This is a genomic window from Paractinoplanes lichenicola (assembly GCF_016785085.1).
GTDB classification, from domain to species: Bacteria; Actinomycetota; Actinomycetes; order Mycobacteriales; family Micromonosporaceae; genus Actinoplanes; species Actinoplanes lichenicola.
In genome coordinates this window covers 344001-358928 of the sequence record NZ_JAENHO010000004.1, presented here as the reverse complement: position 1 = coordinate 358928, position 14928 = coordinate 344001, and the positions used below count along the sequence as shown (strand labels likewise).

Here is a 14928-nt window from a genome sequence, read left to right as displayed (position 1 = left end):
GCTGGCCCGGGCGGCGGGGCGGGGTCATCGTGGAGGCTCTACCGAGATTTGGCGTACGCATGAGGGTTTCCGCGCTTCGTGAGGCCGAGCTCGCCGTCCTGGCCGGCGGGCTGGACGCGGCTGCGTCGGGCTCGGGGCGGCTGCTGACCGTCGAAGGTGCGGCCGGGACGGGGCGGACGACCCTGCTCGCGCGGGCCGTCGAGCTGGCCCGGGCGCGCGGGATCACCGTGCTGCGGGCTCGGGGGAATCCGCTCGACCTGGCGTTTGCATTCGGGGTCGCTCGGCAGGCTTTCGCGCCGTTGCAGGGGGCGCCGGGGTGGGAGTCGCTGTGCCGCGGGGCGGCGGGGCTGGGGGCGCGGGTGCTCGAGGGGGATGATCCGCTCGACGGGCCCTACGCGGCTACGCACGGGTTGTTCTGGTTGACCGTGGCGGTGGCTTCGCGGCGTCCGGCTGTGCTCTTCGTGGACGATGCGCATTGGGCTGATGTGGCGTCGCAGCATTGGCTGGCGGCGCTGGCCCGGCGGGTTGATGAGCTGCCACTGACGCTGGTGCTGACATTGGACGCCGGCGCGGACACGCCCGATTCCGGGACGTGGGACTCTGGGGGCACCGCGCCCAATCACGGGACGCGGGGCATCGGTGGCGCGTCCGACAGCGGGACGCGGGGGTTTGGTGGCGCGCCCGACAGCGGGACGCGGGGTCTTGGTAACACGCCCGACAGCGGGACGCAGGGCATTAATGGCGCGCCCGATCGCGGGACGGTGGGTCGCGGCGCGACGCCCGAACGTGGGGGCGTCTTAGGAGAGCTGACCGCCGGCACGGTGCTGCGGCTCGGACCGCTCGATGCGGCTGCGTGCGCGCTGCTCGTGCACGAGCGGTTCCCTGAGGCCGCGCCGTCGTTCGTGGCGGAATGTCATGCGGCCAGCGGCGGAAATCCGTACCTGCTCAAGGTTTTGCTCGCCCACTCGGACGGCCACTCGGCCCCGGCCGTCGGCCCCGGAGAGGTCGCGCGCTGGTTGTCGCTGCGGCTCTCCCGGATGCCGGACGGATGCGCCACCCTGGCGACTAGCCTGGCCGTGCTAGGACCGGCGGCCCGGCTGACCGACGCGGCCGCGCTGGCCCGGCTCGACCCGGACCGGGCCGCGGGGTGCGCCGATGCCCTGCGAGCGGCGGGAATCGTCTCGTCCGAGGACTGGTCGCCGGCCAACCCGATGCTCGCGTCGGCGCTGACCGACCGGCTGGGAGCCGCCGAGCGCGGGCTGTGGCACGCCCGGGCGGCGTCATTGCTCGCCGCGCGCGGGTCAGATCCGGAGCGTACGGCGGTGCATCTGTTGCGGGCCGAACCGGCGGGGCGGCCCGAGGTGGTGACATGGCTGCGCTCGGCCGCCACGCGGGCCGCCGGACGCGGGGCACCGGAGAGCGCGGCCACCTATCTGCGCCGGGCGCTCGAGGAGCCGGTGACGGACCCGGCCGACGACGCGGCCGTTCGGCTGGAGCTGGCCCTGGCGCTGGCCGCGGTGCGTCAGGAGGGTGCGCAGGCGCTCGCGTATGAGGCGGTGGCTCGGATCGCCGACCCCGGGGCCCGGGCGGAGGCCGCGTTGCGGTGCGGGCGGGCGCTGGCGATCAGCGCGTACGGGGCGGCGGCCATCGCCGTGTGCCGGCTTGCGCTGAACGAGCCTGCGGCGCCCGACCCCGCCGCGCCGTTGCTCGGGGCCGCCACCTCAGGCATCCCCGCACCGCCGACCGCTGTGGATAACGCCCGGGTGGACAAAGCGGACACCACCCCCGCTGTGGATAACTCGGGGGCTGGACTTGACAGGGATCTACTCTTGGCCCGCCCCCTGGTTGGGCGGGGTGGGCAGAGTGGGGGCGCGATCACGGCGAAAACGGCCACGATCGAGCGGCTGGAGGCGGAGATCGCGGGAGCCGGCGGCCTCGACAGCCGCACCAGGCCGCTGGTGCGCGATTTCCTACGGCAGTGCCGGGAGCGACCGCCCGCACTGGGCCTGTGGCGGGTGCTGGCCGCGGTGGAGGACACGTTCGCCGGGCGGGCGGCCGCGGACAACCTGGCGATTCTGCGGCCCCTGCTGGCGAGCGGCGGGCTGGACGGCGAGAACGACTCCGTGCTGCCGACGGTGGCGGGGCTGACGCTGATCGCGAACGGGGATCTCGGCACCGCCAGGGCGATGAGCGAGGGCATCGCGGGGGCGGCCGGGGCGCGGGGGTGGCTGAGCACCGTCGCGCACGGGCGGTTCCTGCGGGCGCAGGCGGTGCTGCCGGCGGCGCTGGTGACCGAGGCCGTGGCCGATGCGCGGGCGGCCGTCGAGTTCAAGGTGGGCAGCAACACGCCGGCCGAGGGGTTGCTGTTCGCGTTGTGCCCGCTGGTGGACGCGCTCGTCGAGGCGGATCGGGTCACCGAGGCCGATGCGTTGCTCGCGGCGGCGTTTCCGGGGGAGCCACCGCCGTACGGGCTCAGCAGTCCGATGTTTCTGCAGAGCCGGGGGCGGCTGCGGTGCGCGCAGGAACGGCCGGTGGAGGCGATCGCGGATCTGCGCGCGGCGGCGCGAATGTGGGACGAGCTGGGCGTACGGCACCCGGGGGTGGCCTCGTGGCGGGCCGACCTGGTGGCGCCGATGAGAGCCGCGGGAGCCGCGACCAGAAGCGCCGCAAAAGACGAGGTGGAAGCGCTGGCGTGGGAGCATCTCGAGCTGGCCGAGCGGGCGGCGGCGCCGGGGTCGCTCAGCTACGCGCTGCGGGTGGCGGCGACGGTGGCGGGGCGGGACGAGCGGATCGCGTTGCTGCAGCGGGCGGTCGCGGTGTGTGAGGGAACCCCGGAGCGGCTGGCGAGGGCGTACGGGCTGGTGGGTCTGGGCAGCGCCCTGCGGCGGGCCGGTCAGCTCGGCGCGGCGCGGGAAAAACTGCGTACGGGGCTCGAAATCGCCGCCGCGGGAGGAGCGAGTCGGCTGGCGGCGCGCGCGACGGCCGAACTGCATGCGGCGGGTGCGCGACCACGCCGGGCCGCCCAGCACGGGCCGGGGGCGTTGACCGAGGCCGAGCAGCAGGTGGCGGGGATGGCCGCGGGCGGGCTGACCAACCGGGAGATCGCGGCGCGGCTGGTGCTGAGCCGGCGCACGATCGAGACGCATCTGGCGCACGCCTATCACAAGCTGGGCATCGCCTCGCGCCGTGACCTGACGGCGGCGCTGCGCTCAGCGGGCGATCAGCCGGCTTAGATCCTCGCGGGTGACCTCCTCCTGCAGGAAGACCACGCGATAGACGACGTAACCGACCCACGACTGCGCGATGAGGGTGACCGGCAACGAGGGGTCGCCGCGGCGTTCCAGGATCGTGACCAGGCCCTCGAACCACGGGTGCAGGATGTCGCGCAGGTCGGCCCGGCCCGCCTCGCCGCGGGAGCTCATCGCGCCGGCCACCACGCTTGCGTCGCCGTAGCGGGTGAGCGCGCCGAGCAGGGCCTCCAGCTGCGCCAGCAGGTCGCCCTCGAGCGAGCCGGTGTCGGGCAGTTCCGCGGGGGCGAGCTTTCCCCGTACGGCGTCGGTGACGATCGCGGCCTTGTTCGGCCACCAGCGGTAGAGCGTCATCTTGGCCACGCCCGAGCGTTCGGCGATGCGCTCCATGGTCACCCGGTGATAGCCGACCTCGTTGAGCAGCTCCTCGGCGGCGGCCAGGGCAGCGGCCTGCGCCCGGGGATCACGCTTGCGACCCGGCATGAGCGTTTCCTCCTGTCGTCGGGATCACAGGATCCTATATCCGATACGAGACGTATCGTTTAGGAAACGCGAACGACACACAACCTGGAAGAGGCGAGGACGATGGCGCGACTGGACGGCAGGACGGCGCTGGTGACCGGCGGGGCGAGCGGCATCGGGCGGCAGACCGCGCTGCGGCTGGCGAGCGAGGGCGCGAACGTGGTCGTCGCCGACGTGCAGGACGATCCGGGCGCCGAGGTGGCCACCGAGATCGAGAAGAACGGCGGCCGGGCGCTGTTCGTGCACCTCGACGTGACCGACGAGGCCGCCTGGCAGCAGGCCGTGGCGCAGGTCGAGAAGGCGTACGGCGGGCTCGACGTGCTGGTCAACAACGCCGGGCTGGGCCACGCCGACACGCTCGAGGAGACGTCGCTCGAGCTCTACGAGAAGGTCGTCGCGGTCACGCAGACGAGCGTCTTCCTGGGCACCAAGGCCGCGGCCGAGCTGCTCAAGGCGTCGCCGGCCGCCTCGGTGGTCAACATCAGCTCGATCTTCGGCGCGTCCGGCGGCTTCGGCACCTCGCCCGCCTATCACGCGGCCAAGGGCGCAGTCCGTACGCTGACCAAGAACATCGCCGTGCAGTGGGCGCCGCTCGGCATCCGCGTCAACAGCGTGCACCCGGGCTTCATCGAGACCCCGATGATGGGCGAGACCGACCAGAGCCCGTACGTGGCCACGACGCCCCTGGGCCGGGTCGGCCGGCCCGAGGAGGTCGCGGCCGCGATCGTCTTCCTGGCCGGCGACGACGCCTCGTTCATCACCGGCGCCGAGCTGTTCGTCGACGGCGGCTACATCGCCCGCTGATTTTCTGGCGGCTCTTGCGAGCGTCGTCAGCCCATCGGCGTCAGCAGGGCCTCGTTCGCGAGGAAGAGCGGGATCGCGCGGGCCGGCTGGGGAACGGCGTAGTGGAAGCCCATCCCCTGCCGGTAGCCGAGCTCGTGCAGCATCTCGGCCTGCGCGGCGCTCTCCACAGCCTTGGCCACGGCCACGATGCCCAGTTCGCCCGCGAGCGTGGCCACGGCGCGGGCCACGGCGGCCTGCCGGGGCGACGTGATGATCTGCTCGGTCATCGACCCGTGCAGCTTGATCACGTCGATCGGCGCCGACGCCAGCGCGGGCAGCGACCCGGGCCCGGCGCCGAAATCGTCAAGCGACACCCGTACGCCCAGGTCCCGCACCGCGTGCAGCGCCTCGAGCACGGTCTGCTCGGCCAGCGCGTCCTCGGTCACCTCGATGATCAGGCGGCCGGGTTCGGGAACCGTGCGGGCCACCTCGTCGGCGAAGCCGGGCTCGCGCAGCTGGTGGGCGCTGACGTTGACGTACGTCTCGGGCCAGTCGGCGTCCTGCTGGCGGCACGCCTCGGCCAGCATCCAGCGGCCCAGCGGCACGATCAGCCCGCTGCGCTCGGCGACCGGGATGAAGTCGCCCGGCATGATCGGCCCGCGGGTGGGGTGCTGCCAGCGGGCGAGCGCCTCGAGGCCGGTCAGGCTGCCCCGCCCGAGCCGCACGATGGGCTGATAGACCAGCTCCAGCTGGCCGCCCTCGACGGCGTCGTGCAGCCCGTCGAGCAGGGCCGCCTGATCCCCGAAGCGGCGCTTCAGGCCCGACTCGTAGTGGAAGGGCCGGCCCCGGCCGCGCGCCTTGGCCACCCGCAGCGCCATGTCGGCCTTGCTCAGCAGGTCGCCGCCGGTGTCGCCGGGCATCCCGGAGGCCACCCCGAGGCTGGCCCGGGCCGAGACCGGGCGGCCGTCGACGTCGATCGGGCTGTCCAGCGCGATCTGGATGCGGTCGGCCAGCTCCTCCAGCGCGGGCACGGCGATCTCGGGCGCGAGCACGGCGAACTGGTCGCCGCCGAGCCGCCCGACCAGGTCGCCCTCGCGCACGCTGTCGCTCAGCAGCCGGGCCACGGCGGCCAGGATCCGGTCGCCCACGACGTAGCCGAGCACGTCGTTGACGGCGGTGAAGTTGTCGAGGTCGACCATCAGCACCGCGGGCGGGTTGCCCCGCTGGAACCCGTCGTCCAGGCGGCGCATGAACTCCGCGCGGCTCAGCAGGCTTTCGTCTCCCACAGCGCGTAGTATCGCCCGCCGCTCCGCCGATAGTGGCGGGAATGCCCGAAACAGGCGCTAGCCATCGAGGAGTATGGTCGGTCCGAAGTCGACCTTGGGAGCCGTCATGAGCGAGCCGAAGCTGGACACCTCGCGGCCCAGCAGCGCGCGGGTGTGGAACTACCTGCTCGGCGGCAAGGACCACTTCGAGATCGACCGGATCGTCGGCGATCAGGTGCGCGAGTCGCTGCCCGAGATCGTGGTGGTGGCCCAGGAGCAGCGCAAGTTCCTCTCCCGGGCGGTCACGTGGCTGGCGGGCGAGGCCGGCATCCGCCAGTTCCTCGACATCGGCACGGGCCTGCCGGTCGCGGAGAACACGCACCAGGTGGCCCAGCGGGTGGCGCCGGACGCGCGGGCCGTCTACGTCGACAACGACCCGCTGGTGCTGGTGCACGCAAGAGCTTTATTGACCGGTACGGCGGAGGGCTCGACCGACTACGTCGACTCCGACGTCGAGGACCCGGCCAAGATCCTGCGCGAGGCGGCCCGCACGCTCGACTTCTCCCGCCCGGTGGCGCTGACCATGCTGGGCATCCTGGGCAACGTGGCCGACTACGCCGAGGCCCGGTCGATCGTCGAGCGCCTGCTGGCCGCCGTGCCCCCGGGCAGCTACCTGATGATCTCGGACGGCACGAACACGAGCCCCGGGATCGTCGAGGGCCAGCGCAAGGCGAACCAGAGCGGCCACCCGTACAACCTGCGCAGCCCTGAGCAGATCGCCGGGTTCTTCGAGGGGCTCGAGCTCGTGGAGCCGGGCGTGGTCTCGATCCCGCATTGGCGGCCGATCGGCGAGGCGCCCCCGGCCATGGACGGCTACTGCGGGGTCGCGCGCAAGCCCTGAGTGCCGCTTGAGCATTGACGAGCGTCACTGTCTTGGACGATGATGACGCCGTCCCACGCGGCCGTTGAACGGCCGATTCGTGGGCGGGTTGATGACTTTGTGGGGAGTCAGTGGTGCTCCCGCCTGCCTTCGGTTGCTTCGGCGGCGGCGTCCCTTTGTTTCCCGAAGGACCCCGCGTATGTCCCCCGCACGCAAGGTCGCCCTGGTCGCCGTCGCCGTTGCCCTGACTTTCGTCGGCATGCGCCCGGTGTACGCAGCGGAGAAATCGGTCTACATTCCCGCCTCTTGGAAGAGCACCGGCGAGGTGCCGTGGAGCCAGGACCGGACGAAGGAATCGGCGAACTTCATCTTGCTCTGGGGCGAGAAATCGGGCCCGAACCCGAAGAGCGCGCCCTCGCCGTACACGTTCGATCCGGACAACATCCTGTCCCAGCTCGAGACGCTGTACGCGTTCTACAACGACACGATGAAGTTCACGGTCACCGCGCAATACAAGATCGACGTCATCGTCACGCAGACCTGGAACCGTACGGAATTGAACGCCTGGGCCACCGGGGGCAGCGCCGACGGGCGGGTCGGCGTCATCAACATCGCGCCCGCGGCCGCGCTGCCGGGATCGTGGGGACTCGCGCACGAGCTCGGCCACGTCTTCCAGAACCTGACGTTCCTCGGCAGATCCGGGTACGGCTTCACGAACGCGTCGGCCGGCACGTTCTGGGAGGCGAGCGCCGAATACATGGCGATGCAGGTGTATCCGGACGGGGGCGCGGGCGACCTCACCCGCTTCCTGCGCACGGAGAACCTCGCCTATTCGTCCTCACGGCACCATTACGGCGCGTGGATGCTGATCCAGTATTTCGAGGACCTCCAGCCCGGCCTCTTCAACCGCGTGTGGGCCGAGGCTCGCAACACCGAGCATCCGCTGGAGACGTACCGGCGGCTGCTGGGCTATTCGCAGGAACAACTCAATGCCGCGCTGGCCTCCTACGCCCAGCATCAGGTCACGTACGACTACAGCAACAAGTCGCACTTCCAGAAATTCATCAACTCCATGTACGGCGGGGCCTTCATCAACGCGTACAACGGGGTGCCGGTGGACGCGGTCGGCAACCACTACGCGATTCCGGACGCGTTGGCGCCCTCGGACTACGGCTACAACAAAATCAAACTGGTGCCGTCTTCTTCTCTCGTGCGCCTGCACTTCAAGGGACACGCGAACGACGCTGCGGGGTGGAGCTACGGATTCGTCGCGGTTTCGGCTAGTGGGGTGCCGCGGTATGGGCCGGTGAGCACCGCGGCCGACGGACAGATCTCGTTCCAGATGCAATCCGGGGACAAGGACTTGTACCTGGTTGTCGTGGGCGCGCCTTCGTCGGTGCACAAGTACGGGTTCTTGGACGGGTATACGAAGAACCATCGGTATGCGTACGAGTTCGGGGTTTCCGGGGCCGTGCCGTCGGGATACGAGCCGGGATATGTGAAGCCGGCCGCTGCCGGGGGTGGGCACTGGCACTCCAACGGCGGGGGCTGGGTCGACAACCAGGCTTCCGTGGCGTCCACCGCTTATGTGGGGCCGCGGGCTGCCGTCTACGGAAACTCGACCGTCTCGGGGAACGCCCGGATCGAGGGGCTGGCCTGGGTCAACTCGGGGGCCACCGTGAGCGGGAACGCGATCGTCAAGGACAACGCGATCGTCCAGGGCGGCGCCAATTTGTCGGGGTCGATCGTGGTCGGCGGGGACGCGGAGTTGGCCTCTGCTTGCGGCTCGGGAACCTACCTGCTGTTCAACCCTGACCGGGGGTGCGACGGGCGCGGGGGCGAGAGCGACATCAACCCCTCGTACGCACGGTTCAGCGATGCCGAAGTGGCGGTCACGGACGGCTCTACGCCGACACCTACGCCCACTGCCTCACCCACTCCCACTCCCCCGCCCGCTGGCCGCTCCTGCCAGGCTCGGCTGGCGGTCACCGGCAGCTGGACGGGCGGCTTCCAGGGCGAAGTGACCGTGACGGCGGGTTCGAGCGGGACTTCCGGGTGGACGGCCGCCTGGCAGCTCGCCTCAGGCCAGCGAATCACCCAATCGTGGGGCGCCACGGTCACCACGACCGGCAGCGCGGTCACGGCCGGCAACGTGAGCTGGAACGGCACGCTGGCCGCGGGCGCCTCGGTGACGTTCGGCTTCCTGGCGGAAGGGGCGGCGACCACCCCGTCCCTGTCGTGCGTAGCAACCTGACTCGGTTCCGGCGGCCCGCTCCCGGCTACGAGACGGGGGCGGGCGCCATGCGGGATTCGATGTCGGCGGCGGTGGCGGGGCGGCCGAACAGGTAGCCCTGGGCCAGGGAGTAGCCGGCGGCGTGCAGGCGGTTGGCCTGGTCCTCGGTTTCGACGCCCTCGGCGACGGCCTCGATGCGCAGGCCGTTGGTGAAGCCGATCAGGTGCTCGACGATCACGGCGCCGGCGTGGTCGGCGGCGTCGCCGCTGACGAAGGACTTGTCGACCTTGAGGACGTCGACCGGGACCGTGAGCAGCAGGCTCAGCGAGGACTGGCCGGTGCCGAAGTCGTCCAGGGCGACCCGCAGGCCCCGTTCGCGCAGTTCGCGGACTGCCTCGAGCGGGGCGCCGGCCTCCAGCACGGCCGTCTCGGTGACCTCCAGCAGCAGCGTGGCGCGGTCCACCCCCGTACGGGCCAGGATCTGCTCGACCTCGGCCACGAAACCGGGCTCGGCGAGCTGGCGCGCGGACACGTTGATGCTGATCTTCGAGGGGGCGTGTGCTCCGAAGCGGCGCTGCCACTCGGCGGCCTGGCGGCAGGCGTTCTCGAGCACCCAGCGGCCGATCTCGACGATCCGCGCGTTGCGCTCGGCCAGCGGGATGAACACGTCCGGCGAGACCAGGCCGTGCTCGGGGTGGCGCCAGCGCAGCAGCACCTCGACGCCGGCCGGGCGGCCGCTGGGCAGCTCCACGATCGGCTGGTAGAGCAGGAAGAACTCGTCGCGGTCGAGGGCGCCGAGCAGGTCGGCGCTGAGCCGGGCGGTCCGCTGGGCCTGCTCGTCCATCTCGGCGTCGAACCAGTGCCGCCGGTCGCCGCCGCGGGCCTTCGCCTCGTACATGGCCACGTCGGCCCGGCGCAGCAGGTCCGGTCCGGTGTCGCCGGCGCGGGCCGTGGTCACGCCGACGCTGGCCACGCTGCGCACCCCGGGGCCGAGCCGCGGCGATTCGCGCAGGCCGGTCAGCACCCGCGCCAGGATCTCGTCGACCCGGTGGTCGGTGACGTCGCGCAGCACGATCGTGAACTCGTCGCCGCCGAGCCGGGCCACCACGCCCTCGCTGCCCACGGCGGCCCGCAGGCGGCGGCTGACCACGATCAGCAGCGAGTCGCCGGTGGTGTGGCCGAGCCGGTCGTTGACGCTCTTGAAGTCGTCCATGTCGAGCAGCGCCACGTGGAACTCGGCCCGCGTGGCCAGCAGCACGTCGACGGTCTCCTCGAACAGCGCGCGGTTGCCGACGCCGGTCAGCGGGTCGTGGGTCGCCTGGTACGAGAGCTGGTCCTGGGTCTCGCGGAGCCGGTTGAGGCTGGTGTCGACGGTGCTCAGCAGCCGCCGGTTCTCCCGCAGCGCGTACACCTGACGCAGCATGACCAGCACCGTGAGCACGGCCGTGCTGATCCGTACGGCGGTGCTGTCGCCGCCCGCCCACAGCAGCAGGGCGTCCATGGCCACCACGGCCACGTACGGCACGACGCTGATCCGCCGGATCCGGCGCGGGGCGGGGAGTCGGCCGCCGCTGCGCAGCTGGCGGGCCGCGGCGAGGGTCACGCCGAGCGATCCGACCGGGATGGCGACGAAGCTGCTGGACAGGTGCGGGTGGTCGACCAGGAACGGGGACAGGCTGCCGAACGCGGCGCTGAGCGCGCTGCCCGCCGAGAGCAGGTGCAGGGCGCGGCGGTCGAGGCGGCCCGCGCCGGCGAAGGCGACCTTGGCCAGCGTGACCACGGCGACCAGGCCGATCGAGACCATCACCAGGACGGCGGTGGCCGACCCGGATTCGGCGGTCCACTCCTGGTGGTTGCGGATCGAGAACTGCCAGACGAACGCGGCCCCGGCCACCAGCACGACGCACGAGTCGAGCAGGAAGCGCACCCAGTCGCCGCGGGTGCGCTGCCAGGCCGGCAACCGCAGCAGGGCCCAGATGACCACGCCCATCGTGGCCAGATACCAGCTCATCGTCAGCGTGCCGACGCGCTGCGAGGGCTCCGGGCCGCCGACCGCGTCGACGGTGTTGGAGATCGTGCCGCCGACGTAGAGCGCGCTGGCCAAGGCCATGTGCCGCCAGAACCGCCGGGTGCCCGGGTCGAGCACCGCCGAGCGGGAGACACCCCAGGCCGCGTACGAGGCCACGCCCGCGCTCACCGGGAGCAGGAGCCAGCCGAGGATCGGGTACGCCCATTCGTGCACCAGGCCGACGGCGAGCCAGGCGGCACCGGCCAGCACGAGCGCCGAACCGGCCACCCCGAGGGCGTTCCGGTGCAGCCGCAGCCTCGCCTGCTCCAATGTCGTCTCCTCCGGATCCCCGTACGGCGGTGGTTCATGTGCCCTCATCGGCGCGGCGCCGGGGATTCTGTAGCAAACTTTCCGGAAACCTCGATCTCTTACCTGCCCGGGGAGACTGCCGATGAGGGCCTGTATGAGAGACCCCGCTCGCCGGTCCGACCCCGTCATGGCCGGGCTCGCGGCGGTCAGCGTCGCCATCGTGCTCTGGTTCCTGGCCGGGCCGGGCGGCGCGACCACGTCGTGGGGCGTGCAGACGTGCCTCGACGTGTTGATCGCGGTGTTCGCGTGGAGGCTGGTCCGGGCCACCGCCGGTCAGCGGCACGCGCGCCGGTTCTGGCGGGCCGTCCTGTTCACGGGCGTGACGTGCGCGCTCGGCGACGGCTACCAGACCGTCCTCGCCGTCGTTCAGGGCGCGAACCACCAGCCGAGCCCGATCCAGACCGGTCTCGTGGTGCTCGGCATGGTCACTGTGATCATCACGATGCTCTTCCACCCGCTCGGCGGCACCGGCCGGCTGCGCCTGCGCCTGTGGCTCGACGCGACCACGGTGCTCACCGCGGTCATCGTGTTCCTCTGGTATTTCGTGCTGGCCGAGGTCGTGACCGACGGCGACACCACCGAGCTGGTCGGCGCGGTGGCCACCTCCGCGGTCATGCTGCTGATCACCGTCGGCCTGCTCAAGCTGCTGCTCAGCGGCACCGCCCCGTTCGACCGCGGCCCCGGCATCGTGGCCAGCCTGGGCGTGGCCGGCACGGCGATCGCGGCCTCCACCGTCACCCTGCTCACCGGCACCGACGACCCCGGCGTCATCTACGCCGCGCAGCTCGTGCCGTGTCTGCTCATGCCGGTCGGCATGCGCTACCAGGAGCTGCGGATGCGCCGCAGCGGCGCCGAGGCCGTCGGCACCGGGCGGCGGCGGGCCAGCCGGCTCCCGTACGTGGCCGTCGGCGCGGTGCAGCTGCTGCTGCTCGCCGCCCTGGCCGGCCGCGGCGGCGACCTGCGCGTCTGGGGCGTCACGATCGGCGCGGTGGCCATCACCGCGCTGGTGCTGAGCCGGCAGAGCGCCGCCTTCACCGACAACGAGCGCCTGACCGACGAGATCGACCGCAGCCGCGAGTGGTTCCGGTCGCTGCTGCAGCACTCCTCCGACGTCACGCTGGTGGTCGGCCGGGACGGCTCGGTCCGCTTCACCACCCCGGCCGTGCACAAGGTGCTGGGCATCGAGGCCGTCGAGCTCGACGGCACGGTGCTGGCCGACCGGGTGCACCCCGACGACATGCCGACCCTGCGCGAGCTGCTGGCCCGGCTGGCCGCGCGGCCCGGCACCGAGGCCGACGCCCAGGTGCGGCTGCGGCACACCGACGGGTCGTACCGGTGGCTGCAGGTCGTCGGCGTCGACCTCTCCGGGAACCCCAGCGTGAACGCGATCGTCTTCAACGCCCGCGACGTCACCGAGGCCCGGGCGCTGCACGACGAGCTGCGCCACCAGGCCACCCACGACGCGCTGACCGGGCTGGCCGACCGCAGCCTGCTCGAGCAGCGGCTCGCGGAACTGTCCGACGGCCAGGTCAGCGTGCTGCTGATCGACCTCGACGGGTTCAAGCCGATCAACGACCGGCACGGCCACCACGCCGGCGACCAGGTGCTGACGGCCGTGGCCGAGCGGCTCACCACGTGGACGCCGGAGCACGGCCTGGCCGTCCGGCTCGGCGGCGACGAGTTCGCCGTGCTGCTGCCCGGCTCCGGCGCCACCGCGGCGGCCGACCGGGCCGAGCACATCGCGCAGGCCGTGGCCGAGCCGATCCGGCTGCCGGACGGGCTCGAGGTCACGGTCGGCGCCAGCGTCGGCGTGGCCACGGGCGCCCCGGGCGACGCGACGCAGCTGCTCAAGGACGCCGACGCCGCCATGTATCGCAAGAAGGCCCTCCGAAGTGGATCGCCGCTCGCGCCGGTCCGCTAAATTGCCGGTGTGACCGATCGGATCGTCGCCGGCCGATACCGCCTCGAGCGGCCGATCGGCCGGGGCGGCATGGGCGCCGTCTGGCAGGCCCACGACGAGCTGCTGGGCCGCGACGTGGCGATCAAAGAGGTCATCGGGCCCAGCACCGAGCGGGCCCTGCGCGAGGCCCGGGCCGCCGCCCGCCTGCGGCACCCGAGCATCGTCACCGTGCACGACGTGGTCACCGACGACGACCGGCCGTGGATCGTCATGGAGCTCGTCGGCGGGCAGTCCCTCGCGGGCGCCATCCGCGAGCACGAACTGCTGACCGAGCACCGTACGGCCGGGATCGGGCTGCACGTGCTCGACGCGTTGCGCGCGGCCCACCGCGAGGGCATCCTGCATCGCGACGTCAAACCGGCGAACATCCTGCTCGACGGGGATCGCGTGGTGCTGACCGACTTCGGCATCGCCGCCATCGACGACGCCACCGCCCTGACCGCCACGGGCCAGCTCGTCGGGTCGCCGGCGTACATGGCGCCGGAACGCATCAACGGCAAGCCCGCCACGGCCGCGGCCGATCTGTGGGCGCTCGGAGTCACCCTCTTCACGGCGGTGACGGGCAAATCGCCGTTCCAGCGCGAGGACACGCAGGCCACGTTCGCCGCGATCCTGACCTTCGAGGTGCCACCACCCCCGTACGCGGGAAGGTTGTGGCCCGTCATCAAAGGGCTGCTCGACAAGGATCCCGCCACCCGGCTCACCGCCGAGGCCGCGCGCCCGCTGCTCGAAACGGTCGCCGCCCTACCCGCCGACGAGCCCCCACGGCGTCGCGGCGACGGCTCCACCGCGGTCGCCCCGCCTCTGACGATCGCCGCGCCGACCGTGCGGCAGGACCCCGGCGGGCCCACCGCGACCGCCCACACCGTGCTGATCCCGGGGTCGGGCCGCCGGGTGCGTACGGCCTGGGTCGTCTTGTCGGCCGCCCTGGCCGTGCTGATGCTCGGCGGGGGCATCGCCTGGGCCGCCGGGCGCGGTAGCGACGACAAGCCCCCCGTGCTTCCGGCCGAGGCGTCGTCGTCGCCGGCGCGATCCGCCGCTCCCCCGTCGACGCCTGCCACCCCGGTCAACCCGAACCTCGACAGCTGCCTGGTCGGCCGGTGGCGGATGACCTCGGTCGAGGTGGTCAACCACTTCGAGGGGATCGACAAGACGTTCAGCGGCGGCCGCGGCGCCATCATGCGGATCTGGCCGGACGGGCGGGGCGCCAGCGACTTCAACAAGTCGGCGCCGCTGACGGCCACCGTCAAGGGCGCGAAATACGTGCAGACGCTGCGGGGCACCGCGACCTATCACAACGAGACCCGCAACGGCCGGGTCTACTCGAGCGGGGTGGTCGCCAAGCGCTCGACCAAAATCACCCGCAACGGGCGCAACGTCAGCTTCACCCAGTCGGTCTCCAACGGCTCGTCCCAGGAATACATCTGCTCGGAAACCCGCCTCACCATCTACGGCGACGAAGACTCTTCCACAGACAGCTACGAACGGCTCAGCCGAACGCCCTGAGCCTGTGGACAACTCCGCATTGTGGATAACTCCGGCCCGCTTCCCACCGCACGGTAGGGTCCCCACCACATCCCGTGGTGGGCGGGGGAGGCGGTGGCCGTACAGCGATCTTGCGGTTTCGATCTTGGGGTGGGCGATCTTGGGTGCGCGGCGT

The 14928-nt window shown here is 72.1% G+C and carries 9 protein-coding genes; 6 read left to right on the top strand and 3 right to left on the bottom strand.

Features of this window, described 5'->3' with window-relative positions; all coding sequences use genetic code 11:
* Positions 1-59 precede the first annotated feature (59 nt).
* Positions 60-3233 carry a helix-turn-helix transcriptional regulator gene (locus tag JKJ07_RS15110; RefSeq protein WP_202992141.1) on the top strand — a complete coding sequence of 1058 codons (3174 nt, stop codon included), beginning with the start codon at positions 60-62 and terminating at the stop codon, positions 3231-3233.
* Here JKJ07_RS15110 and JKJ07_RS15105 read toward each other — a convergent pair.
* Positions 3210-3731 (bottom strand): TetR/AcrR family transcriptional regulator, encoded by a 522-nt coding sequence (locus JKJ07_RS15105; RefSeq protein ID WP_202992140.1) that lies wholly within the window; start codon positions 3729-3731, stop codon positions 3210-3212. The genes JKJ07_RS15110 and JKJ07_RS15105 overlap by 24 nt on opposite strands.
* 102 nt (positions 3732-3833) lie before the next feature.
* On the opposite strand from JKJ07_RS15105, the gene JKJ07_RS15100 reads away from it, so the two are divergent.
* Positions 3834-4574, top strand: coding sequence for an SDR family NAD(P)-dependent oxidoreductase (locus tag JKJ07_RS15100; RefSeq protein WP_202992139.1), 741 nt, complete (start codon positions 3834-3836; stop codon positions 4572-4574).
* A gap of 26 nt (positions 4575-4600) precedes the next feature.
* On the opposite strand, the gene JKJ07_RS15095 is transcribed toward JKJ07_RS15100, so the two are convergent.
* Positions 4601-5839, bottom strand: coding sequence for a putative bifunctional diguanylate cyclase/phosphodiesterase (locus JKJ07_RS15095; RefSeq protein WP_202992138.1), 1239 nt, complete (start codon positions 5837-5839; stop codon positions 4601-4603).
* Between the two features lie 106 nt (positions 5840-5945).
* Between JKJ07_RS15095 and JKJ07_RS15090 the strand changes: the two genes are divergently transcribed.
* Positions 5946-6719, top strand: coding sequence for an SAM-dependent methyltransferase (locus JKJ07_RS15090; RefSeq protein WP_202992137.1), 774 nt, complete (start codon positions 5946-5948; stop codon positions 6717-6719).
* A 178-nt stretch (positions 6720-6897) separates the two neighbouring features.
* On the top strand, positions 6898-8952 hold the full coding sequence (locus JKJ07_RS49810) for a DUF6055 domain-containing protein (RefSeq protein WP_236028986.1): 2055 nt from the start codon (positions 6898-6900) through the stop codon (positions 8950-8952).
* Between the two features lie 25 nt (positions 8953-8977).
* Here JKJ07_RS49810 and JKJ07_RS15080 read toward each other — a convergent pair whose 3' ends face one another.
* Positions 8978-11269, bottom strand: a complete 2292-nt coding sequence (locus JKJ07_RS15080) for a putative bifunctional diguanylate cyclase/phosphodiesterase (protein WP_236028985.1) — start codon at positions 11267-11269, stop codon at positions 8978-8980.
* A 133-nt stretch (positions 11270-11402) separates the two neighbouring features.
* On the opposite strand from JKJ07_RS15080, the gene JKJ07_RS15075 reads away from it, so the two are divergent.
* A complete protein-coding gene (locus JKJ07_RS15075) occupies positions 11403-13229 on the top strand; it encodes a sensor domain-containing diguanylate cyclase (RefSeq protein ID WP_202992135.1) in 1827 nt (608 codons plus the stop codon).
* Between the two features lie 9 nt (positions 13230-13238).
* On the top strand, positions 13239-14774 hold the full coding sequence (locus JKJ07_RS15070) for a serine/threonine-protein kinase (protein ID WP_202992134.1): 1536 nt from the start codon (positions 13239-13241) through the stop codon (positions 14772-14774).
* Positions 14775-14928: the final 154 nt, after the last annotated feature.

Bases quoted from the DNA above. Each gene is read 5' to 3' on its own strand.
- JKJ07_RS15100 (WP_202992139.1), top strand. From the start codon at position 3,834: ATGGCGCGACTGGACGGCAGGACGGCGCTGGTGACCGGCGGGGCGAGC.
- JKJ07_RS15075 (WP_202992135.1), top strand. From the start codon at position 11,403: ATGAGAGACCCCGCTCGCCGGTCCGACCCCGTCATGGCCGGGCTCGCG.
- JKJ07_RS49810 (WP_236028986.1), top strand. From the start codon at position 6,898: ATGTCCCCCGCACGCAAGGTCGCCCTGGTCGCCGTCGCCGTTGCCCTG.
- JKJ07_RS15105 (WP_202992140.1), bottom strand. From the start codon at position 3,731: ATGCCGGGTCGCAAGCGTGATCCCCGGGCGCAGGCCGCTGCCCTGGCC.
- JKJ07_RS15110 (WP_202992141.1), top strand. From the start codon at position 60: ATGAGGGTTTCCGCGCTTCGTGAGGCCGAGCTCGCCGTCCTGGCCGGC.
- JKJ07_RS15090 (WP_202992137.1), top strand. From the start codon at position 5,946: ATGAGCGAGCCGAAGCTGGACACCTCGCGGCCCAGCAGCGCGCGGGTG.